This is a genomic window from Brachyspira suanatina (assembly GCF_001049755.1).
GTDB classification, from domain to species: Bacteria; Spirochaetota; Brachyspiria; order Brachyspirales; family Brachyspiraceae; genus Brachyspira; species Brachyspira suanatina.
Genome location: NZ_CVLB01000001.1, coordinates 945,907 through 970,297, shown reverse-complemented (window position 1 = coordinate 970,297; position 24,391 = coordinate 945,907). Strand labels below are relative to the sequence as shown.

22 protein-coding genes and 1 riboswitch are annotated in these 24,391 nt (G+C 28.1%); of the genes, 8 read left to right on the top strand and 14 right to left on the bottom strand.

All coding sequences use genetic code 11. The features are described from left to right. Positions 1–93: 93 nt before the first annotated feature. From BRSU_RS14795 to BRSU_RS04285, 3 genes are all read left to right on the top strand, one after another. The gene (locus BRSU_RS14795; RefSeq protein WP_245158049.1) at positions 94–465 is read left to right on the top strand and encodes an NAD(P)H-binding protein; all 372 of its coding nucleotides are present in this window, start codon (positions 94–96) and stop codon (positions 463–465) included. Continuing rightward, complete coding sequence (locus tag BRSU_RS14790; RefSeq protein ID WP_245158048.1) at positions 434–724, top strand: NAD(P)-dependent oxidoreductase; 291 nt, start codon at positions 434–436, stop codon at positions 722–724. The genes BRSU_RS14795 and BRSU_RS14790 overlap by 32 nt, the downstream gene beginning before the upstream one ends. A gap of 302 nt (positions 725–1,026) precedes the next feature. Then, complete coding sequence (locus BRSU_RS04285) at positions 1,027–2,370, top strand: lytic transglycosylase domain-containing protein (protein WP_048594007.1); 1,344 nt, start codon at positions 1,027–1,029, stop codon at positions 2,368–2,370. Between the two features lie 2 nt (positions 2,371–2,372). Here the strand turns inward: BRSU_RS04285 and BRSU_RS04280 are convergent, their stop codons facing one another. From BRSU_RS04280 to BRSU_RS04255, 6 genes are all read right to left on the bottom strand, one after another. Beyond that, entirely contained in the window at positions 2,373–3,473 is a 1,101-nt protein-coding gene (locus BRSU_RS04280) for a glycosyltransferase family 10 domain-containing protein (protein ID WP_048594004.1), read from the bottom strand. 6 nt (positions 3,474–3,479) lie between these two features. After that, entirely contained in the window at positions 3,480–4,481 is a 1,002-nt protein-coding gene (gene gmd, locus BRSU_RS04275) for a GDP-mannose 4,6-dehydratase (protein ID WP_048594002.1), read from the bottom strand. 13 nt (positions 4,482–4,494) lie between these two features. Then, a complete protein-coding gene (locus BRSU_RS04270) occupies positions 4,495–5,427 on the bottom strand; it encodes a GDP-L-fucose synthase family protein (RefSeq protein WP_048594000.1) in 933 nt (310 codons plus the stop codon). Positions 5,428–5,446: 19 nt separating this feature from the next. Further along, positions 5,447–7,117: a Na/Pi cotransporter family protein gene (locus BRSU_RS04265; RefSeq protein ID WP_048593998.1), complete on the bottom strand. Its 1,671-nt coding sequence runs from the start codon at positions 7,115–7,117 to the stop codon at positions 5,447–5,449. 234 nt (positions 7,118–7,351) lie between these two features. Then, entirely contained in the window at positions 7,352–7,990 is a 639-nt protein-coding gene (locus tag BRSU_RS04260; RefSeq protein ID WP_048593996.1) for a GNAT family N-acetyltransferase, read from the bottom strand. Positions 7,991–8,023: 33 nt separating this feature from the next. Next, a complete protein-coding gene (locus tag BRSU_RS04255) occupies positions 8,024–8,566 on the bottom strand; it encodes a BspA family leucine-rich repeat surface protein (RefSeq protein WP_048593994.1) in 543 nt (180 codons plus the stop codon). 193 nt (positions 8,567–8,759) lie between these two features. On the opposite strand from BRSU_RS04255, the gene gdhA reads away from it, so the two are divergent. Further along, a complete protein-coding gene (gene gdhA, locus BRSU_RS04250; protein WP_048593992.1) occupies positions 8,760–10,112 on the top strand; it encodes an NADP-specific glutamate dehydrogenase in 1,353 nt (450 codons plus the stop codon). 114 nt (positions 10,113–10,226) lie between these two features. Here gdhA and BRSU_RS04245 read toward each other — a convergent pair whose 3' ends face one another. The 5 genes from BRSU_RS04245 to BRSU_RS04225 form a co-directional block, all read right to left on the bottom strand. Continuing rightward, entirely contained in the window at positions 10,227–10,730 is a 504-nt protein-coding gene (locus BRSU_RS04245) for a flavin reductase family protein (RefSeq protein ID WP_048593990.1), read from the bottom strand. Positions 10,731–10,946: 216 nt separating this feature from the next. Next, a complete protein-coding gene (locus BRSU_RS04240) occupies positions 10,947–12,395 on the bottom strand; it encodes a tetratricopeptide repeat protein (RefSeq protein ID WP_048593988.1) in 1,449 nt (482 codons plus the stop codon). A 52-nt stretch (positions 12,396–12,447) separates the two neighbouring features. Continuing rightward, a complete protein-coding gene (locus tag BRSU_RS04235) occupies positions 12,448–12,795 on the bottom strand; it encodes an immunity 51 family protein (protein ID WP_083997861.1) in 348 nt (115 codons plus the stop codon). Between the two features lie 288 nt (positions 12,796–13,083). Continuing rightward, positions 13,084–13,599, bottom strand: a complete 516-nt coding sequence (locus BRSU_RS04230; protein WP_048593984.1) for a ferritin — start codon at positions 13,597–13,599, stop codon at positions 13,084–13,086. A 149-nt stretch (positions 13,600–13,748) separates the two neighbouring features. After that, positions 13,749–15,683: a methyl-accepting chemotaxis protein gene (locus BRSU_RS04225; protein ID WP_048593982.1), complete on the bottom strand. Its 1,935-nt coding sequence runs from the start codon at positions 15,681–15,683 to the stop codon at positions 13,749–13,751. 236 nt (positions 15,684–15,919) lie between these two features. Here BRSU_RS04225 and ilvD point away from each other — a divergent pair, with 236 nt between their 5' ends. The 4 genes from ilvD to BRSU_RS04205 all read left to right on the top strand — a co-directional run bounded on the left by ilvD (position 15,920) and on the right by BRSU_RS04205 (position 21,006). Next, complete coding sequence (gene ilvD / locus BRSU_RS04220) at positions 15,920–17,602, top strand: dihydroxy-acid dehydratase (protein WP_048593981.1); 1,683 nt, start codon at positions 15,920–15,922, stop codon at positions 17,600–17,602. A gap of 314 nt (positions 17,603–17,916) precedes the next feature. Beyond that, positions 17,917–18,855 (top strand): bile acid:sodium symporter family protein, encoded by a 939-nt coding sequence (locus BRSU_RS04215; protein WP_048593979.1) that lies wholly within the window; start codon positions 17,917–17,919, stop codon positions 18,853–18,855. 99 nt (positions 18,856–18,954) lie between these two features. Further along, positions 18,955–20,043 carry an iron-containing alcohol dehydrogenase family protein gene (locus BRSU_RS04210; protein ID WP_048593977.1) on the top strand — a complete coding sequence of 363 codons (1,089 nt, stop codon included), beginning with the start codon at positions 18,955–18,957 and terminating at the stop codon, positions 20,041–20,043. 24 nt (positions 20,044–20,067) lie between these two features. Further along, positions 20,068–21,006: a bile acid:sodium symporter family protein gene (locus tag BRSU_RS04205; protein ID WP_048593975.1), complete on the top strand. Its 939-nt coding sequence runs from the start codon at positions 20,068–20,070 to the stop codon at positions 21,004–21,006. A 182-nt stretch (positions 21,007–21,188) separates the two neighbouring features. Here BRSU_RS04205 and thiM read toward each other — a convergent pair whose 3' ends face one another. From thiM to BRSU_RS04190, 3 genes are read right to left on the bottom strand one after another with little or no spacing between them, the layout of a single operon-like run. Continuing rightward, complete coding sequence (gene thiM, locus BRSU_RS04200; RefSeq protein WP_048593974.1) at positions 21,189–21,983, bottom strand: hydroxyethylthiazole kinase; 795 nt, start codon at positions 21,981–21,983, stop codon at positions 21,189–21,191. Positions 21,984–22,001: 18 nt separating this feature from the next. Then, the gene (locus BRSU_RS04195; protein ID WP_048593972.1) at positions 22,002–22,793 is read right to left on the bottom strand and encodes a PhzF family phenazine biosynthesis protein; all 792 of its coding nucleotides are present in this window, start codon (positions 22,791–22,793) and stop codon (positions 22,002–22,004) included. A gap of 31 nt (positions 22,794–22,824) precedes the next feature. After that, complete coding sequence (locus BRSU_RS04190) at positions 22,825–24,177, bottom strand: YjiH family protein (protein ID WP_048593971.1); 1,353 nt, start codon at positions 24,175–24,177, stop codon at positions 22,825–22,827. Positions 24,178–24,273: 96 nt separating this feature from the next. Beyond that, a riboswitch (TPP riboswitch) is annotated at positions 24,274–24,375 on the bottom strand. Between the last annotated feature and the right edge of the window lie 16 nt (positions 24,376–24,391).

Below are 24,391 nucleotides of genomic sequence, written 5' to 3'. Positions count from 1 at the left end.
ACATTACAAATAAATCATGTTATTATAATTGTAACAATAACTATTACAACTCTTTAATTAAAGAAAATTGTTATATAAAAAAGGATAATTAAAATGAAAAGCGCAATAATATCAGCAAATGGAAAAGCTGGAAAATTAATTATGAATGAGGCATTAGAAAGAGGACTAGATGTTACAGCTATAGTAAGAGATAAAACAAAAATAAATAATTCAAAAGTAAAAGTTATAGAAAAAGATTTATTTGATTTGACAAAAGATGATTTAAAAGAATTTGATACTGTAGTAAGTGCATTCGGAGTATGGAACGAAAAAGAACTTGATAAGCATTCATTAGTTATGAAGCATTTATACAAAATACTTGCAAATACAAATATCAGATTGATGATAGTAGGAGGTGCAGGAAGTTTATATATAGATAGCAAAAAAACAATTAATGGACAGCGAAAGTTTTCCAGAAATATTTAAACCTCTTGCAAAAAGTATGTCAAAAGCATTTGATATCTTAAAAAATAATAAAGATATTTTATGGACTTATGTATCACCTTCTGCAGATTTTCAGGCTGATGGAGAGAAAATAGGAGAATATAGTATAGGTAATGATCAATTATTAGTTAATTCTAAAGGTGAAAGTTCTATAAGTTATGCCGATTATGCAATGGCTTTTGTTGATGAAATACAGAATAAAAAATATTTAAATCAAAGAATAACATTCTGTTCAAAATAATAATTAATAGTGAAGTTAATAGAGAATAATTTTTCTATTAACTTCTATTCAAATTAATGAGATAAAGTTCTATTTTGAGAATAATTTACTAATAAAAAAATTAATATTATACAGTATAACAAAAATATAAAAATATCATTATATTTATAAAATTAAATTTATTTGCAATATATCCGATTTTAAAATGTAAAAATAACTTGAAAATCTTTCAATAATAATGTTAAATATAGCAATAATTTTAAGGTAGGTTTATTATTAGAAATATAAAAAAGAATATAGTAATTATTTTCCTTATAATAATAATGTTATTTGCAAACTCTTGCGACACTTTTGATATGTATATAAGAAAAGCATTAGACGGAGTAAATTTATACGAACTTAGTGTTTTTGGAGAATCACTTGGACGCGATATAAAAGTTGTAGAGCTTAGAGGTTTTGATGTAAATAACTTTAGAAGCGATAGAGTTTCATACTATATAAATAGATATCAGGGAAGCTGGAAGCCTTACATGCAGAAAATTATAGACAGATCTCAAATATATCTTCCTTATATAAAAGAAGTATTTGCCGAAAAAGGAGTACCTGAAGATTTAGTTTATCTACCTATAATAGAAAGCGATTTCAATCCTCAGGCAGTTTCTCATGCTGGTGCTGCAGGACTTTGGCAGTTTATGCCTATGACAGGTGCTATATACAATCTTAAAGTTAATTATTGGTCTGATGATAGATTTGATCCTGAACGTTCTACAAAAGCTGCTGCTGATCACTTAGTAAGACTTGATAAAAATTTTAAATCTTGGGTAATAGCTTTAATAGCTTATAATGCTGGAGGCGGAAGAATATCAAGAGCTATAAGAGAAGTAAAAAGTAATGATTTTGAAGATTTATTAAAAGCTGGAGTACTTCCTAAAGAAACAGAAGAATATATACCAAAATATGTTGCTGCTGTTATAATAGCAAAAAATCCTGAAAAATTTGGATTTAAAGTGAATAAACCTAAGGTAGTATTTCCTCAGGGTGATTTAGTTTATGTAGATGATGCTGCTGATTTATCTGTTATAGCTAAAATGATAGATGTTGATACTGAAGATTTAAAAGCTTTAAATCCTCATTTAGCTAGAGGAGTAACACCTCCTGGTATGGTTAGATATCCGTTAAGAGTTCCTGAAGGATTAGGTGAAAAATTTAATGAAACTTTTGCCAAAATACCAGCTTCAGAAAGGGTTACTTTCAGAAGACATGAAGTAAAAATGAATGAAACTCTTTCTCACCTTTCTAAATTTTATGGTGTACCTATAAATGCCATAGTAGAAATAAATAAATTAAAATCAAGAAGTCTTAATATAGGTCAGCAAGTAATGATACCTATTCAAGGTCTTGATAATGCTAAACAAGTTGATTTGGCTCAATATGAAGAAGAACAGCAAAGAATAAGAGAAGGTAAATTTGTTTATTTTGAATCTTTGCCTCCTCCTGATTATGAGTATAAAGATATAATGTATCATGTTAGAGCTGGTGATACGCTTTGGATTATTGCAAGAAGATTTCATATTGATATAGCAGAAATAAAAGCTTGGAATAAATTAAACAGTAATGTACTTTCTATAGGAACAGAAATATTTTTAAGAATACCTGTAAATAAATAATATTATTTAAGTCTCTCATTTATTAGAGTTTCTAATCTGTTTAATATTTTTACTCTTCTCTCCCAAAGATAATCAACCATAGAGTCATATATTTTTATTTGTTTTTGAAAAGCATCAAATAATTTATCATCTTTATGAAGTTTTTCTATTTCTTTTATAAGTTCTGTATTATCTTCATCTTTTTTAAAGAATAATAATGCATTTTTATTAACTAAATCAAGTTCTATATTCTCATCACCATTATATATTGGTATGCATCCTGATTTAAAAGCATCAAAAAGTTTCTCTGTTATATATCCGTCACTAATTGTATTTTCAGGACATATATTAAATTTAAAATCTTTTAAATATTCTGTTTTATCATTATTAAAATTTTGTTTTAATGTATCATCATTATGGAATAATTTTCCAGGACAGCTTATAGAATCTATTTTTATTATTTGATTATACATTTGAGTTCTTATATTAGTAGCATCATGGCTAGCAACTAATGAAGCAAATCTATTTTTGTTGGATTTAGTATTATTAATATCATCTATAATTTTCTTAATATTATCTTTAGTGTAGTTTTTATTATCTAAAAGTCCATGAAAATTATAAAATATCCAAATAGGAAATCTTACATAATTTTCATGCTTATTTTCATCTATTCTATCAAAACCAAGAGATAAATCAACATCATTAATACAATTATCAGAATATTCAGACCATATTTTATCAATAGCCTTATTTGATACACATTCTCCTGTATAGAATATTTTTATTTTTGCTTTAGATTTTTCTAAGAAATACCTTTTACCTACAGGACCAAAAAATTCTATGTCCGGATTGTAACTTATTTCCAAATCATTAATATAATAATTTTTTATTAAATTATAAAAATAATTGTTGTTAAACTCTTTTTCATTTACAGACCAATCATTTTTTACAAAAAAAGTTTTTTTACCCTTTATACTATTTTTGTAATGATTATAATTTATTTTATAGCCTAAATCCTTTAAATGAATAGAATTAATTCTTATACTATTTCTAATTTTTTTAAAAGGAATAGGCCATACTAAATATTCAATCAAATTTTTTTTTAATAATAATTTATTATTCATAAATGATCAATTTTTGAATTTATCCAAACTTAAACCTACATTTTTTAAATCATATTCTAACATTATTTTTACTAATTCTTTAAATGTAGTTTTTGGCTGCCAGCCTAATTTTTCTTTTGCTTTTGTAGGATCTCCAAGTAAAAGATCAACTTCTGTAGGTCTGTAATATCTAGGATCTATTTCTACATATTTTTTCCAATCAAGTCCAACAAGTCCGAAAGCTTCATCCAAAAATTCTCTTACAGAATGTGTTTCTCCTGTAGCTATAACATAATCATCGGCTTTATCTTGCTGCAGCATAAGCCACATAGCCTCAACATAATCCTTAGCATATCCCCAGTCTCTTTTAGAATCTAAATTACCTAAATATAATTTATCCTGTTCTTTATTTAATATTCTAGCTATAGCATGAGTAATTTTCTTTGTAACAAAAGTCTCTCCCCTTCTAGGACTTTCATGATTAAATAGTATACCATTACAAGCATACATATCATAACTTTCTCTATAATTAACAGTAATCCAATATGAATATACTTTAGCACAAGCATAAGGACTTCTAGGATAAAAAGGTGTCTTTTCTGTCTGAGGTGTTTCAACTACTTTTCCATATAATTCACTAGTTGATGCCTGATAAAATTTTGTTTTAATCTGAGTTTCTTTAATGGCATCTAATAATCTAATTGTACCAAGTCCTGTAACATCAGCAGTGTATTCAGGCATATCAAAACTTACTCTTACATGGCTTTGAGCTGCTAAATTATATATCTCATCAGGCTGTATCTTCTCTAATAATCTTGATAAATTAGAGCTATCTGATAAATCTCCATAATGAAGAAACATTTTTACATCATTAATATGAGGATCACTATATAAATGATCTATTCTTTCTGTATTAAAAGATGAACTTCTTCTAATAATACCATGTACTTCATATCCTTTTTCTAATAAAAATTCTGTTAAATAAGAACCATCCTGTCCTGTTATTCCTGTGATAAGTGCTTTTTTCATCTTCATATTCCTATTATTTATTATAATTTTTTAAAAAATCGTTATAAGCTATTTTTAAACCTTCTTCAAGCTCTGTTTTATACTTCCAACCCAAAGAATTAATTTTTGATACATCGAGTAATTTTCTCATAGTACCATCCGGTTTAGAACTGTCCAATACTATATTTCCTTCAAAGCCTATTACTTTTTTTATTAACTCTGCTAATTCTTTAATTGTAACTTCTTTTCCTGAACCTATGTTTATAAACTTTCCTATATCTTTATGACTCTTATTTTCCATCAAATAAAGACAAGCTTCAGCTAAATCATCAGAAAACATAAATTCTCTTAAAGGAGTACCGCTTCCCCAAATAGTTGTTTCTTTCAAATTATTTATTTTAGCCTCATGAAATCTTCTAATAAGCATTGGTATAACATGAGCATTTTCAGGATGATAATTATCATTTATACCATAAAGATTACATGGCATTACAGCTATATAATCAGTATTGTATTGTCTATTATAAGCATCGCATAATTCTATACCTGCTATTTTAGCTAAAGCATAAGGTCTATTTGTACTTTCTAAATATCCTGAAAGTAAATATTCTTCTTTTATAGGCTGAGGACATTCCTTAGGATATATACAGCTTGATCCTAAGAACATTAATTTTTCAACATTATATTTATGTGATGCTTCTATTATATTATTCTGTATTTGAAGATTATATAAAAGAAAATCAACCGGATATGTATTATTGGCATATATTCCGCCTACTTTAGCAGCTGATAAAAATACCCACTGAGGTTTTTCTTTCTCAAAAAAATTAAATACTTTTTCTCTGTCTCTTAAATCTAATTCTGAATGTGTCTTTCTTAATATATTATTATAACCATTTTTAGTAAGAACTCTGTCTATAGCACTTCCTACTAAACCTTTATGTCCTGCAATATATACTTTTTTCAAAATCCCCCCCAAAAAAATTTTATTTATCTTTTCCTGTTATTGCCTCTACTATATTAACTAAGTTTCCTATAGAACGGTTAAAATACACTAATACATCCCCGTATAAATGCGCATTTAAAGCAGGTATTAATGATTTATCAACATTATCATAATGTCTTTCTCTAGCTTCATAATAAAAACCTTTAATCTGATGATACTTTTCCATAGCCTCATCATAAGTCTTTTCTTTATTTAGAGAATAATATTGAAGTATTAATCCTGATAAATAATCTATAAAATCTTTATTATTATGAAGCATTTTTATTATATCTTCTTTTTGAGTTTCATTAAATAATGTTTTCTTTTCGCTTCCTTTAATGATAGCTTTTCCTAAGTCTTTTAAATTATCGCCTAAATTCTCATAATATGTGCTTATATTTATAAGAGAAGCAATATTAGCTGAATTTAAAGTGTTTTTTCCCAATAATTTTAATAAAAAGGCATGAATTTCCTGATCAGTATTATCCAGCATTTTTTCATGATCTCTTATCTTTGTAAGAAGTCTTTCGCTTGGACTATCAAATAATTGCTCTATTCTTGCAAGCATTTTCTTAGCAATATCACCCATATATGTTACTTCTTTTCTTACTTCTATTTCAGCAGAAACAGGCATATTAAGAAGTTTATCAGAAAGAACACTGACATGTTTTTCATCTTCTTTATCTTTAATGATAATGCAAACTATTTTCTCTAATTTTTCTGTTAAGAAATAAAATACTATAACGTTTATAATATTAAACATAGTATGTGCAGCTGCTATATAGAATGATATATTTACATATTTATTGTTTACTACAAGATTAGGATCTCCAATATTCATAAATCCTACAATTATGTCAACTATTTTTATATAGTATGGGAATAGGAAGAACATATATACAACACCGAATATATTGAATAAACAGTGTACTAAAGCTGCTCTTTTAGCATTAGTTGAAGCTCCAAGAGTAGCTAAAACTGCTGTGATTGTTGTACCGATGTTTTGTCCTAATATCAAGGCAACACCTGTAGGATAATCTATTAAACCAACTGAGGCCAATGATATAGTAACACCTAAAGCAGCACTACTAGACTGTATTATAGCTGTTACAACCATACCTATAACTACGCATAAGAATCTTCCATACATAGTGTCAGCATTAGCCATCAAAAATACTTTTTCAAAATCTTCTGAACCTCTTACGCCTTCAAAAGCTGTTTTCATAAGTATAAGTCCATAGAATATCATACCGAATCCCATCAGTATTTCACCGAAAAATCTTAGCTTTCTATTTTCAGAACCGAATATTACTATTATAGAACCTATACCAAGAGAAGGCAATGCAAGCACATCTATATTTAATGATATTATCCAACCTGTAACGGTAGTACCTATATTTGCTCCTAATATTATATTAATAGCCTGCGATAAAGTAAGCAAGTTGGCATTTACAAAACTTACCGTCATTACCGTAACAGCACTACTCGACTGAACTATAGCAGTTATAAGAAATCCTAATGATATCCCTAAGATCTTATTCTGAGTCACTTTATGAAGTATATCTTTTAATGCGTTTTCTGTACTTTCCTGAAGTCCGTCTGAAAAAACCTTAAGACCATACATAAAAAGTCCGAACCCGCCGACTAAATAAAAAGATAATGTTAGAAGCATATTTATATCCTATAAATTTTATAAAACTAGGAGTGCTTAGAATATCATAAATAGCTAAAAAGTCAATCAAAATAAATTATTATGTTAACAAATTGTAACATTTATATCGTTTTATATAAAAATAATATACAATATATTTACAAATTAATAATATTTAGTATAGAAAGTTTAAATATTCATATTAATGCTTTTTTATTTATTTTTATTAATACATAAAGAATCAATATTTTTTAATTAAAACTGATTTATTGCAGAAGTGCTTACAGCATATAAAAACTCTTTATCAGCTTCATCAAACTTTAATTTATTATAATCTTCTAAATGCATTTTCTCTTTCAAATAAGGCAATGCAATATTTAAATGATTTTCTCTATATCCTATTTTTTTATCGGTAAGCAAAATAAAACCTAAATCACTGTATAGTTTAATGGCTCTAAAACTTCCAGCCTGAGTATGTAGAAATATTGGAAAGTCTTTTTTATCTATAGAATTAATAACATAAGAAATTAAAGCCCTTCCTATACCCTGCCCTTCATATTCTTTTTTTACTTTAAACCAATGTATAGTAGTTATAAGATTATAAGCCTTCCAAGGAAAGCATGTTCCTATAGGAGTATCTTTCTCATCACAAATAAATAAGCATTTCTCAAAAAATAATTCTTCATTACTTCCATACACATCTTTGAAATACTGCTCCATAAAACTTCTATAATTTTTCTTATCCTCATCATTATCAAATGGGAATTCAAACCACAAATTTAATTCATCTCTTTTGCAATTTCTTATATGATAACCATTAGGAATATTTGATAATGCATTTTTATTAATTGATTTGCACATCATAAATAAATTACAGTCTTCTATTTTGTCCATTTTCAATACCAACTCAATACTTATTATTTATTACTAGCTTTTATACCAAATTGGAGTATTATCCTGCATGGCAGAGCAGTAGAAAGACATATACATATTTGCATTTTTTGCCAAAACCCAAGAATCTAAATTCTGATTAAAACTATCAGCAACCCAAAACATACCATCAATATTTTTTACTTTACTCACATTCCAATTATCTAAAGGCTGATTAAATACTCTCGAAATCCTAAACATATTTTCCATATTTGAAACATTAGAAACATCCCAGCTATTCAAAGGCTGATTAAATTTTTCCGCAAGACAAAACATATTACTCATATTCTTAACTTTAGAAACATTCCAATTAGATATATCATGATTAAAGCTTTTAGTACTGCAAAACATTGAACTCATATCTGTTACTTTTGAAGTGTCCCAAGTTTCAATGCCTTTAAAATTTCTTAATATAGAATTTTCAAATAATCCTGACATATCTGTTATAAGACTTGTATCTATTCTATCAAACTTTATTTTTCTTTCTATCAAATCTATTAATTCATCTTTTGTTTTTGGTTTATATTTTTCTTTATTCATAATATATTCCTTAATTATTTCTTTAAAAATACTACATTTTAAACTATATTTCAATTTTTTATATAAAAATTATAAATTTGTTAAAAAAAAATAATAATATTGACAAAAAACCGGTAACATTACTATTGACAATAATACTATTTAGTATATAATACTTTCCAACAATTAAAAAAATAAAAAAGGAGATTAATTTATGTCTTCTCAAATGAACGAACAATTAGAAGCCATTTACAACAAAATAGTAAAAAGAAATCCTGGTGAAGCTGAATTTCACCAAGCAGTGAAAGAAGTGTTAAGCACCTTAGAAGTTGTATTGAAGAAAAAGCCTCATTATATTGAACAAAAGATTATAGAAAGAATATGCGAACCTGAAAGACAAATTATGTTCAGAGTTTCTTGGATGGATGATAAAGGAGAAATACATGTAAACAGAGGTTTCCGTGTACAATTCTCAAGCGTTATAGGACCATACAAAGGAGGACTTCGCTTTCACCCATCTGTTTATTTAGGTATCATCAAATTCTTAAGTTTTGAACAAATATTTAAGAATGCTTTAACTGGTTTACCTATAGGCGGCGGTAAAGGAGGTTCTGATTTTGATCCTAAAGGAAAAAGCGATAATGAAGTTATGCGTTTCTGCCAAAGTTTCATGACTGAGCTTCAAAGACATATAGGATATGATATAGACGTACCTGCTGGTGATATAGGAGTTGGTGCTAGAGAAATTGGATATTTATTCGGTCAATACAAAAGACTTAAAAATAGATTTGAACCTGGCGTATTAACAGGTAAAGGCTTAGGTTACGGCGGTTCTTTAGCTCGTACTGAAGCTACTGGTTACGGACTTGTATACTTCACTGACCTTATGCTTAAAACTAACGGCAAAAATGGTTTTGAAGGTAAAAAAGTAATAGTTTCAGGTTCTGGTAACGTTGCTATATATGCAATGCAGAAAGCTACTCAATTAGGTGCTAAAGTTGTTGCTTGTTCTGACTCTAACGGAGTTATTTATGATGAAAACGGTATCAATTTAGATACTGTAAAAAGATTAAAAGAAGTAGAAAGAAAAAGAATTAAAGAGTATGTTAATGCTCATTCTTCTGCTAAATATATGGAAAATGGAAACATTTGGGACATTGCTTGCGATATCGCTTTGCCTTGTGCTACTCAAAATGAGCTTGATGCTAAAAGTGCTGAAACATTAGTTAAAAACGGATGTATATCTGTTACTGAAGGAGCTAATATGCCTGCTACTCCTGAAGCTGTTGAAGTGTTCCAAAAAGCTGGTATTCTTTATGCTCCTGGTAAAGCTACAAATGCTGGAGGTGTTGCTACTTCTGCTTTAGAGATGCAGCAAAATGCTTCTATGGATAGATGGGATTTTGATTATACTGATAACAAACTTAAAAATATTATGACTAATATTCACAATACTTGTTATCAAACTGCTGAAGAGTACGGATTCAAAGGTGATTATTTGAAAGGTGCTAATATAGCAGGATTTGTTAAAGTTGCCGATATTATGATTCCTTACGGTTTAGTTTAATTTTATTTAATAAAATGATAATTGCCGTTAGTATATATTTTATTTAATATATGCTAACGGCTTTTTTATTATTGTCTTACTAAATAAAATAATTAATATTTTAATAAATAATTATTATGCCTCTTTAGCAGCGGCTATTTTAGCATAGCCCTCCCAAGCAAATACAGGTTTTTCTTTATAATCTGCATATACTTCTTCAACATCGCATATATATAAATAATGATCTCCAGTTTGAATAAATTCTTTTAAATTACACTGTATAGCAGCAGCACTATGAAGAGGAATTTTTATATCGCTTGTAGGTATACTATGCATTTTTATCCCCAAGTTTCTTATTTTATCAATATCTCTTCCGCTATACATACCGCATCCTACTACAATTTCTTTAATATTTTCACTAGGAATCGTAATTATCACTTTTTTATTTTCACGAACTAACTCGCCGCCATAAGAATCTTTAGCCATTGCATAAGCTATCATACTTGGATTATAAGATAAATAAGTATACCAAGATACTGCAGTAACATTAGTTTCTCCATCAGGTTTATTAATGCATACTAATGCCACAGGATTTGGAGAAGTAATTAATGATGCTTTTGCCAAATTTATTTTTTCCATAATGAAATACTCCTTAAATATTAAAAAATATTTAACATGATAATTAATTTATAATAAAAAACAAGTACAAACTAAAAATAGAAATGAACTTTTAGTAAAGCTGGAAATTATGATTTTTGAAAATTACTTATATACAAATAATATATTTTTAATATACAATTAATTATTAAAAAAATAGCAATGCACTAAAAAAGCACATTACTATTTCTTATTTAATTAATCATTAAATGTCTTTATAACTTCCGAATATTGTCTGAATCTCAATAATTTAAATTTATAATTGTATTTTTTTAATACTTCTTCAGCTCTTTTTATAAACTCATCTTGATTGTATAAAAGTAAGTCTATATATCCGCATAGTATTCCAAAAGCACTGCCTAACACAATACCTATTTCTTTACCACTTCCTTTCTCACCCATCATGCTTTCAAGCTCATCTGAAATATTATTTCTTTCATCAAAGAGTTTTTGATTTATATTTTCATCATTAAAATCATTATCTTTATTATCTGAAAATGCATAAGTCAAATATACAGCCCTTGCTCCCATTTTGGAAATATTAACAATAGCATCTATATTGTAATTAACATAATCATCTATAAGTTCCATATAGCATGTATTCCCCATAAATATATCTTCTCTGAAAAAATTATCTGTAGGCTTACACTCATAAACTGTATATCTATTTATAGGGTCTAGAATAATATCCTTATTTTTATTTTTTAGAGTTTCCATTATAAAGTCATAAAGTTTTGTAAGCTCTATCATACCATTAAGTTTTTTATCTGCTTTTTCAATATTTCCCAATAAATATAATTTGGATATATTCTCGCCTACAGCATGTTCAAGCATTATATAAAAAGCATTGTATGCATAATCTTCTTCTAATTCATTTAATTTTTTATTATAGAATTTCAAATTGAAGAAATTGGTATCTTCATCATATTCAGAATATACCAAAATTTCTTTAAAGCTTAAATCTTTATTATACATTCTAAAATTAGAGTTAGCTATATCTTGTTTTTGCATATAAGGAAAGAACTTCCATTTACTTTTTAATTTCTCAGGCATAGCAGCAACTATTCTAGGTGTAAAATAAAATAAATATTCTTTGCCCTCTACAGTAAATGTAAACTCATAATTACCACCGAAAACAAACTGCAAATTGTTTGATATTAAAGCTACACCATTAGAAATAAATTCAATTATTTCATCTGATGACATATAAGATTTTTGCTCTATAAAATCAGATATAACTTTTTCATTTTCCTCAAACCATTTCCAAAACCTATCAACTCTCTCTTCAAAATTTATTCCATCATCTTTATCTTCAGAACATAGCACATAAAAATTATAAGCATCTGTATCATCATTATTTAAATCATAAGCCTTTTTAAAATACATCTCTGCATTTTCTTTATCGCCTTTATAATAATAAGCATAACCTACCCTATAATTCCATAAAGCATCATCAATGCCTTCTTCTCTTATATACATTAAATTGTCCAATGCTTTATCATACTTTTCTATATTATTATAAGCTCTGGCAAGCAAACTAAAAAGTTCTGCACTTCTTTCATCTTCTGGAATTTCAGTTATAATATCAATAATTTTTTCATGTTCATCATTTTCATGTAATTCATTAATTTCTTCTATTATATTCATAATACTGTTCCTTTAATTTTTTATAGTTAATAGTGTAATAAAAGATATTATATTAATCAAGTTCAGCCCTTGAGAATAGATCTCTTATTAATTTATCGTCTTCGCATGCCTCTTTAAAAGATAAAGCAAATTTCTTTAATGCTTCAATATCACTGCTATAAGCACAGAACATACTTGCTTCAGAATCAAAATCAATAACATCTATTAATTCTGGAACTTTTTCATTTAAAAATACTAAAGCTAAAGACTGCCAATCATATCCGCCGCCTTCAAATCCTTCATCTTCTCTTTCTTCAAATATTTCTGATTTATACTCTCCTACATTAAGACAAAGAGAAGCAGTATTTTCATGCTCTACAAAAAAGAAAGGTTTTATTTTTTCATCAAAACTATTACTCACTATTATTTCCTTTTTATTAAATTATTATAATTACATAAACTTATTTACAAAAACAAGATTATACTATATTAGAGTTTATACAAAATAAAAATATTATAGCTTTCATTGAATTAAAAAATTTTATTAGAAAATAATATATATTATTATGAAATAAAAGACAAATTTAAATAATGTATTAAGAAGTTATATTAATGCTTTAATTTATAATATCATCAAAAATACCTATTTCATAATTTATTAATAAAAATCATGAAATAGGCAGTATATTAAAATGCTATATATTAAAGCTTATGAGTTATGTTCCTGAGTATCTAAATTACCTACAAACTTATCAAATGTATAGAGATTTCTTCCTTCTAAATCTCCTAGGATTTTTATTTTTTTGATAATATCATTAAATAGTTCTTCTTCCTCAAGCTGTTCTTCAACAAACCATTCCAAAAACTTCAATGTTACATAATCTTTATTATCCATTGCTATACCAACTAATTTATTGATGCAATTAGTAATATACTCTTCATGCTTAATTACTTTCTCAAATAACTCTGCCACAGAATGAAAGTTACATTCAGGAGCTTTCATCTCTCCCATTATAGCTTGACCTCCGGCTTTATTAATATATTCTCTAAATTTTTCTAAATGAGTATGCTCTTCTGATGAATGGTTATATAAAAATTTACTGCATCCTTTAAGCCCCTGCTTCTCACACCAACCAGCCATATTAAAATAAAGATTTGCTGAATAATGCTCTTCATTTAAATGATCATTTAATAATTTTACTGTTTCTTCTTTTATTATAGGCATAATAAACTCCTTTTTTAGATTTATCTAACATTATTTTATACTACTCTAACATTTAAAACAATATATTTACATTATAAAAATATCCTAATACTATATTTTTTAATACAGCATCAGGATATTATGAAACATATATAACAATTATATTTAAATTAGAATTTTAATTTGAAATACTCTATAGATCTCACTAATTCATTAGCCTCACTAAGTAATGATTCAGAAGCAGAAGTAGCCTCAGTAACTAAAGCAGCATTTTTTTGAACAGCACCATCCATATTACTTATAGCTATATTGATTTGCTCTATTCCTTTTTCTTGTTCCTGAGCAGCTATATTTATTCTATCCATCAAAGATGAAGCCTTGTCCATTTTATCTGAAATTTCATCGAATATTTCTTTTGACTCTTGAACACTCTTAGCAGCTAAATTTATTTTTTCATTACTGTCTGTTATCAATGAAGTAATATTTTTTACTGATTCCTGCGTAGTTTGTGCTAGATTTCTTACCTCGCTTGCAACAACAGCAAAACCTCTTCCCTGATCTCCGGCACGTGCTGCTTCTACAGAGGCATTCAAAGCAAGTATATTTGTCTGAAATGCAATTCCTTCTATAAGTTTAGTAATATCCATAATTTTATTACTAGACTCATAAACATCATTCATCTTGCTTACACTATCCTCTACAATATTACCAGCCTTGATTAAATGTTCTTTAGCTTCTGATACCATATTTGTACTAGTAGATACATTTTCAGCAGATTCTTTAATAGCACTAGCCATTTCATTCATAGATGCTGCTGTCTCTTCCAAACTAGAGGCTTGAGATTCTGTTCTTTGTGATAAATCATTATTTCCTATTAAAACTTCATTTGCTGCTGTAGAAACTTGCTCTGCTGAATTTTTAACAGTATTTATTACATTATTAAAATTTTTCATAGCCTTATCCCAGCCTCTTGCTATATCGCCCCATTCATCACTTCTTTTTTCAAATCCTTTAGGTATTTCTCTAGTTAAATCACCTTCAGCCATAGCTAAAATATCTCTAGATAATTCATTTATTATATTTGAAACCTTTCTTCCTATAATATATGGAATAATTAAGAATAGTACAACAATTATCAAAATCAAAATTATAAGAAGAACATTTCTCATAACAATACTATCCTTCAATACTACATTTTTTGAAGAAGCTAATTCTAAAAACCAATAAACACCTTTAGATATCTCTATTGGTGTAAATGCATATAAAAGACTTTCCTTAGAAACATCACTATATCCCTCTATCATTAATGATTTACCATTTTTAATATTATCTAAAACATTATAATCTTCATAATGAGGATATACTTCATAAACATTTTTAGATACATTATCCATATTATAACTATCATATACTACAAGTCCATTTTGATCATATAAGGCAACAGTTGTATCTTCAAATATATTAATATTTCCTAATAAAGCAACAACAGAATCAACAAATATATCAACATAAATAACGCCTATAAATTTATTATTAGGCATTATAGGAATACATAATGTAAATAATACTGTATCAGTATTAACTGTAGAATTATAAACCCCAGATACATATACAGACCCTGTTCTTTTAGGTTCTGTATAATAATCTACATTAAAAGTATCTAAACCTAAATATGCTTCTCCGTTTCTCGATATATAATAATTAAATCTTCCATTAGCAGCTATATATTCTGAATTGGTATAATCTGCATCATTATCTAAGGAATTAGGTTCAAAAGCTATGGATAAACCATTTATATCATCAGGAAGGCTATTAAAAAATACTGAAGTTAACTGTTTATAACTTGCTCTATCTCTTATTCCTCTATTATAAATATTTTCTATATTAACCTTAAGCCCCATAACATTATATAGATGTTTTTCTATATTAAATTTTATATTATTAGCTTCTTTTAACGAAGTTTCCTCTAATATTTTATAAGATAAATTTTTAGTTATTCTACCTACATACAACATAATTATGGTATTTGCTAATATAATAATTATTATAATAGGAACTAATATAATGGCTGTGATTTGAAATTTCAATCCGACTTTTTTAAACATTGATAACTCCAACTAAAATTCTTTATACAGAAGAAAAAAAAATTTTTATAAAGATATTTTAATAAGGCTACAAAATAAAACCCTACAGTTAAATAATATATAATAAAAAAGTAAAAAATACAAGCATATAAAAATTTAATTATAAAAATCAAAAAAAAATGCTTGATTTTTTATCATTCTACTAATAGAATGCATTGGTATATTTTTAACAATTTTTATTAAATGGAGAAATAATTATGGGTTTCAGAGAAAATAGTTCTTTAAGAAGCGATAGAGTTTTAAAAGGTGATGAAAGAGCACCAAACAGATCTTTATTCTATTCTATGGGATATACAGATGAAGAATTAAAAAGACCTCTGATTGGAATTATTTCTGCATATAGTGAAATTGTACCTGGACATATACATCTTGATAAACTTTCTCAGGCTGTTAAAGCTGGTGTATTAATAGGAGGAGGTACTCCAATACTTATACCTGCAATAGGAGTTTGCGACGGAATAGCTATGGGACATTTAGGAATGAAATATTCACTTCCTTCAAGAGAATTAATAGCTGATTCTGTTGAAAGTATGGTTATAGCTCATGGATTAGACGGAGTAGTTCTTGTTCCTAACTGCGATAAAATAGTTCCTGGTATGATAATGGGACTTTTGAGAATGAATATACCTGGAATAGTAATAAGCGGTGGTGCTATGCTTCCTGGTGATCATGGAGATGACAGAGTAAGCTTATCAAATATATTCGAGGCTGTTGGAGCTAAAAAAGCTAATCTTATAAATGATGCTGAATTAGAAGATTTTGCTCAAAATACTTGTCCTAGCTGCGGTTCTTGTGCCGGTATGTACACTGCTAATAGTATGAACTGTCTTTCTGAGGCATTAGGTATAGCTTTACCTGGAAACGGAACAATACCTGCTGTTTATTCTGCTAGAACATTACTTGCTAAGAAAGCCGGTATGCAGGTTATGGAATTATTAAAAAAAGATATAAAACCTTTAGATATAATAACTCCTGAATCTTTCAAAAATGCACTTGCTGTTGATATGGCATTAGGCTGTTCTACAAATAGCGTACTTCACTTACTTGCTATAGCTAATGAGGCAGGAATAGAATTAGACTTAAAAATCATAAATGAAGTAAGCGACCGCACTCCTAATCTTTGTCATTTAGCACCTGCCGGACATAACTATATAGAAGACTTATACAAAGCCGGCGGAATACCTGCTGTTATGAAAGAGCTTGATAAAGGCGGATTTATAAACACTTCTCTATTAACTGCTACAGGTAAAACAATAGCTGAAAATATAAAAGATGCTGTTAATAAAAACAATAATGTTTTAAGAAATATAGAAAACCCTTACAGTAAAACAGGCGGTATAGCAATACTTTGGGGAAATATAGCTAAAGACGGATGCGTTGTTAAACGTTCTGCTGTTGCTGATGAAATGCTTGTACATAAAGGACCTGCAAGAGTATTTGACAGCGAAGAATCTGCAATAGCTGCTATATATGCCGGTAAAATAAATAAAGGCGATGTTGTTGTTATAAGATATGAAGGTCCAAAAGGCGGACCGGGTATGCGTGAGATGTTAAACCCTACTTCTGCACTTGCTGGTATGAAACTAGATAAAGATGTTGCTTTGATAACTGACGGAAGATTCTCAGGAGCTTCAAGAGGTGCATCTATAGGACACGTTTCACCTGAAGCTGCAAGCGGCGGAGAAATAGCATTCATAAAAGAAAATGACATCATAAGTATAGACATTCCTAATCATAAAATCAATTTAGAAATCTCTGATGAAGAAATGGACAAAAGAAGAAAAGAGATTCCTATTAAACCTTTAGAAGAAATTAGAGGCTGGCTTGGAAGATATAGAAAACTTGTTCAGTCTGCTAATACTGGTGCTGTATTAAAATAATTAAAATTAAAAAATAAATTGATGTTATAGATATTATTCTTAATTCTATAACATCAAATAAGCACTATTAATCTAATAATCTAAAAGTCATTATAAAAAATTAATATTACAGACTGCTTGAATATCTATCTTTTAAGCCAGGATAAAAATCGTTTAGTTTATAGCTGATATAAGCTTAGACTAAATTTATTTTAAATAAAATTTTTTAAAGGAGAAAAGTATGATTATTAAAAATTAATTTTGAAAACAATATTAAAAATAAAAACAACAAAATAAATAACAATAAATAAAATTATAAAAAAGGATAATTAAAAATGAAAACATTAAAACAAATAAGTAATTTCTTCGGTAAATATATGTCAGTTATAGTATTGGTTGTAGCAGCAGTATCTTTATTCTTCCCAAAATCTGTAAGCTTCATAAAAACAACTTATGTTAACTATCTTCTTATGACAGCAATGTTCTGCATGGGTATAACATTAAAAGTTGAAGATTTTAAAGTATTATTCACAAGACCAAAAGATATAGCAATAGGAGCAATAGCACAATTCACTATAATGCCATTACTTGCATTTTTACTTTCTTTAGCTTTCAGACTTCCTCCTGAACTTGCTATAGGCGTAATACTTGTTGGTACTTGTCCTGGAGGAATATCATCAAATGTTATAACCTATTTAGCTAAAGGTGATGTGCCTTTGTCGGTGGGTATGACTTCTGTATCAACTATACTTGCACCTTTAGCAACTCCGCTTCTTACCCTACTCTATGCTGGTGAAAAAATAGATGTTAATGCAGTTAGCATGTTTATATCAATACTTCAGGTTGTTATACTTCCTATAGTATTAGGATTTATAATAAATAAATTCTTTCATAAATTTGTTGATCACTTCAAAGATGTACTTCCTTTAATATCAGTAGTGGCAGTTGTGGCAATAGTAGCTGCTGTAGTATCTGCAAACTCTCAAAGACTTATGCAGGTTGGTCACTTGGTAGTTATAGTAATAATAATACATAATACTTTAGGTTATATGCTTGGCTATTTCTTAGGAAAGGTATGCAAATTCAATAATGCTAAATGCAAAACTATATCTATAGAAGTTGGTATGCAAAATGCAGGATTAGCTTCATCATTAGCTTCAACACATTTTGCTTATATGGCTTTGGCTGCTGTACCTGGTGCTATAGGAAGCGTATGGCATTGTATATCAGGTTCAATAGTTGCTAATATAATGGCGGCAAGAACAAGAGAATAAAATTTATTAGTGATAAGTTAGTATAAAAATAGATGCTAATTTATCACTTAAAAAGTAAATAACAATAATAAAAAATAATATTAATTAAAGGATAAAAAAATGAGTATAGAAAATTTATTTCTGCCTAACTTTAGTATAGGAAGCGATGCTTATAAAGATATATATAGTATATGTTCAAATTATGGTAAAAAAGCTGTTATAATATCAGGTAAAAAATCTATTCAAGCATCAATAGAGGCAATATTAAATAATACAAAAGATATAACCATAACAGGAATGTTCCATTACGGAGATAAATCCACTTTTGAAAATGTTGATTTCCTCAAAGAGAAGAAAGCAGTAATAGATGCTGATATGATATTTGCTGTAGGAGGAGGAAGATCATTAGATACCTCAAAAGTTTTAGCACATACTATAAATAAGCCTATATTTACTTTTCCTACATTGGCTTCAAATTGTGCTGCTGTAACTAGTCTTTCTGTTGTTTATAATAATGACGGAAGCTTCAAAAAAATGTTTAGTGATAAAAGGCCTCCTTTACATACATTTATAAATACTGATATCATATTAAATTCACCTGAAAATTATTTCAGAGCCGGTATAGGTAATGCAGTTTCTAAACAGTATGAATCATTATTCTCAACAAGAAATGAGAATTTAAATTATAAAAATTTCTTAGCAGTAGAGATAATAAAAAACTGTTCTAATGATATATTAAAACATTATTCAGAAGCTATAAACGATTTTCAAAATAAAAAAGTTACTGAAGTTTTGAATAGACTAATACTTCATATAATATATACAACGGGCTTAACATCAGTAATGGCTAAAGATGATTATCATATATCTTTAGCACATGGCATGCATCATGGACTTACAAAAGTAAAAAGAATAGGAGATAATTTGCTTCATGGTGAATTGGTATCTTATGGCATATTATTACTTCTCACTATGGACAAACAATATGAAGAAAGAGAGAATATTTTCAGATTCAATAAATCTATATCTCTTCCAACATGCTTAAAAGATATAGGAATAAATAAAGCAAGTTTAGAAGATGAAGAACTTAATAATGCTTTGGAAGTAGCCCTTGCCGGCAAAGACTTGAATATGAGTCCGTATAAGGTTGATAAAGAAATGATATTAAAGGCTATAATCGATTTAGAAGATTTTAATAATAAACAATAAATAATTTATAAAAAGGATAAAAAAATGAAAACATTAAAACAAATAAGTAATTTCTTTGGTAAGTATATGGCTGTGATAGTATTAATAGTAGCTGCTGTATCATTATTCTTTCCAAAGACAGTAAGCTTTATAAAGACAAGTTATGTTAACTATCTCTTGATGATAGTAATGTTCGGTATGGGGCTTACATTAAAGCTTGAAGATTTTAAAGTGGTATTCACAAGACCGAAAGATATCATAATAGGAGCTATAGCACAATTTACTATAATGCCTTTACTTGCATTTCTTCTTTCTATTGCATTCAAACTTCCTCCTGAACTTGCTGTAGGAGTAATACTTGTAGGTACTTGTCCTGGAGGAACTTCATCAAATGTTATGACATACTTAGCTAAAGGCGATGTGGCTTTATCTGTGGGTATGACTTCAGTATCAACTATACTTGCACCTTTTGCAACTCCATTACTCACTTTATTATATGCAGGACAAAAGGTAGATGTTAATGCTGTTAGTATGTTTGTATCAATAGTACAGGTTGTTATACTTCCTATAGCTTTGGGCTTCATAATAAATAAATTCTTTTATAAGTTTACAAACAGCATAAAAGAAATACTTCCTTTAATATCAGTACTTGCTATTGTAGCAATAGTAGCTGCCGTTGTATCAGCAAACTCACAAAGATTAATGCAGGTTGGATATTTAGTTATAATAGTAGTTATACTTCATAATTGTTTGGGTTATTTGCTTGGTTATTTATTAGGAAAATTATTCAGATTAAATAATGCTAAATGTAAAGCTGTATCAATAGAAGTCGGAATGCAAAACTCAGGACTTGCAACTTCACTTGCTGCAACTCATTTTGCTTCAATGGCATTAGCAACAGTACCCGGAGCAATATTTAGTGTATGGCATAATATATCTGGTTCAATAGTAGCTAATATAATGGCATCCAAAATTAAAGACTAAATAAAAAATAAACAATGGAGTTATTTTATTAATTCCATTGTTTAAATAATATTTATGCATTAATAATGATAATTTCTAAATATTTATATATACTAAAATAAATTATAAAAGAAAAAGCAATGAACTTAAATAATATATTCAAGCCCATTGCTTAATCAAAAAACTCCCACTATTATTTATATTTATTCCTTTACCCTATTGGCAGCATCATTAATATCAAGTTTATAAAGCTCATCTATAAAAGCAACAGCAAAACTAGCAGGACCTTCACATTTCTTCGAAGCTTTTTCACCAGCTGAAGCCATTATGCACATAGCTGAAGAAGCGGCAATCAAAGGCTCGGCAACCGCAAGCATAGCACCTGTTATAGCAGTAGATGTACATCCCATACCAGTATTAACAGGCATTAAAGGAGAACCTCCGCTAACATATAAAACTTTATTTCCGTCTGTTATAATATCAGTTTCACCGCTTATACTTACAACTGTATTATATTCTTTGGCTAAATGCTTACCTGCCTCAAGTGCCATATTAACATTAGCAGTACTGTCTACACCTTTAGTTTTTATACTCTCTCCGGCAAGCACCATTATTTCAGAAGCATTTCCTCTGACAACTTTAGGATTATAATTTTTAATCAAATCAATAGCAGTTTTAGTTCTCAATTTTGTAGCACCTGCTCCCACTGGGTCAAGCACGAAAGGAACATTTTTTTTATTTGCTGTTTCGCAAGCCTTATGCATAGCTTCAATAGAAGTTTTAGTCAATGTACCAATATTAACAACGAGCGATGAAGCAATAGAAAGCATATCTTCAAACTCTTCTTTCTCGAATGTCATCACAGGAGAAGCTCCCACAGCAAGCAATGCATTAGCTGTAATTTGCATAACTACAAAATTAGTAATATTATGAACTAATGGACTTTTACTTTTCATTTCTTTTATTGAATTAAATATTTCTTCTTGTAATGTACTCATTTTATAACTCCTTATAATTTAAATAAAAATCTCTGAAACACAATATAAACATGCCTTTCCGGCTATTTTTAATTTATTATTTTTAATATCGCAATATAAAACTCCTGTTCTTGGAGAAGCCTGAAATGCAGTAAAATAATCTTTATTCAATTTCTTTGAAAGCAAAGGTATAATATGACAATGCCCAGATCCGCATACATCAACTTCATCTGCGTCCAATTTCGGACCGAAAGTTCTAGTGATGCTGTCATATTGATTATTTTCTTTATATTTTACATCAGATGTTATATGAAATAAAAGTCCGTCTAATTTCTTTATAATTTCTAAATTGGGTTTTACATTTATAACCTGATTTTCATCTTCTAATACGCATACAATATCACGTCCTATATAAGCCTCTAAAGGTTTTATTCCTCCTATTGCTTCTATTATATCTGATGTAATTTCTATAGGCTTTAAATCATAATTAGGAGTATCCATCTCATATAGTTCATCTTTTTTTCTAATAGTTAATATACCCTCTTTAGTATTTAAACTCACCTCATTAGATTCTTTTTCAGCAAAATTTAATATAGCATAAGCCACAGCAAGTACGGCATGTCCGCAGAAATCTATTTCACATTTCGGAGTAAACCAATACACATCATAATTATTTCCATTCTTTATAGTGAAAACCGTTTCTGAAATATTATTCTCCATAGCAATATTTTGCATAAGTTTATGAGAAATATTTTTTTCTAATATACAAACGGCTGTAGGATTACCTTTGAAAACCTCGTCAGCAAAAGAATCTATAATATAGTATTTCATAATTAATCTCCCACTTATTATATACTAATTATCAACTGAGAAAGAAATATGCAAAAGGCACAGCGAATAACAATGAAAGTATTATTCTCTCAACCCATATTATCATCATATCTCTTATCTTTATAGGTATTCCTACAGCCAATATTACAGGAATAGGTGCAGCAAAATATAAAATCTCAGCAACGCATACCACAGCAACAATAGACTTAGCAAATTGACTAGTATACATTACAATACTTGAAGAACATGACATTTCAACTAATGTAACAGAACAAGCCTTTGCCACTATATAAGCCTCATCTCCAAGTCCAAGCAATTTAGTAACAGGTAAAAATATATAGCTTATAACATCAAACACAGGAGTATAATTAACTATTAAAAGACCTATAAATGTTATAGCCATAAAATTAGGCATTACTGAAATAGAAACTATAAGTCCTTCTTTAAGATTCTTAACAACACTATTTAGCACACTATCTGAATGACTGGCAACTTCAGCAGCTTCATTCAATGCCAGTTTAAAAATATTTCCTCCTCTATATATAGGCTCTTCCACAACCTCTTTATCCATATATCCGTCGCTAGGTTTATTTCTTAACGGATAAAGTCTTACAGTTATAGCAGTTACTATAAATGTTATTAACATAGTACCAAAAAAATATATATTCCATTTATCTATAACATTAAACATCTTAGCAACAACTATCATAAAAGTAGTTGAAACTGTAGAAAATCCTGTAGCTATTATACAGGCTTCTTTTTTAGAATAAAAACCTTTCTTATAAACTTTACTTGTCATTAAAAGAGCAATAGAATAACTTCCTACAAATGAAGCTATAGCATCTAAAGATGATCTTCCAGAAGTTTTCCATATAGGCTTCATTATACATCTCATAAATATACCGGCAAATGACATAAGCCCATAATCTACCAAAAATGATAAGAATATAAAACCTATACTATTAATCAATGCTATTTGAGTGAGCAGATTATAAGAAAAAAGAAGCATATTAGGTTTATGAAAATCAGCAGGTCCTAATCCAAAATATGCCATTATAATAAACGGTATTGATGTAAGTTTAATAAATGAAAATACTATTTCAGTTTTATTTTTATTCCAAGACTTATTTATAAAAGGATATATACCGCCGAACATAGTTATCAATATACCATAGTAAGGATCTACAAAAGGAATTTTTCTTATAAAACTTACTAAATGATCTATAGGTATTGATTTAACATCGCCTATTTTAATTGGTATAAATAGCATAAATATACCAATAAAACTAAGTATGATAAACTTTAAATAAATTGATTTACTAAATTTAATATTAGCTAAATCATTACTGTTTAAAACACTTTCAGAATTTGAAACATTATCCATAAAAATTTCCTTAAATATAAATTAATATTTTAGAGAAACCTTAATGAAAATAATGAGTGTATAAGAATTAAAAAGAAAATAATTTTAGAAAACTTATTCGATAATAAAATATTTCCCTACACTGGCATTATCCAACAGGTTATAAGGGTCTAAGTTATTAAACTTACTCTCAGCTTTTAAGCTCCCCTAATTTTTTATAATATTATATAACAAA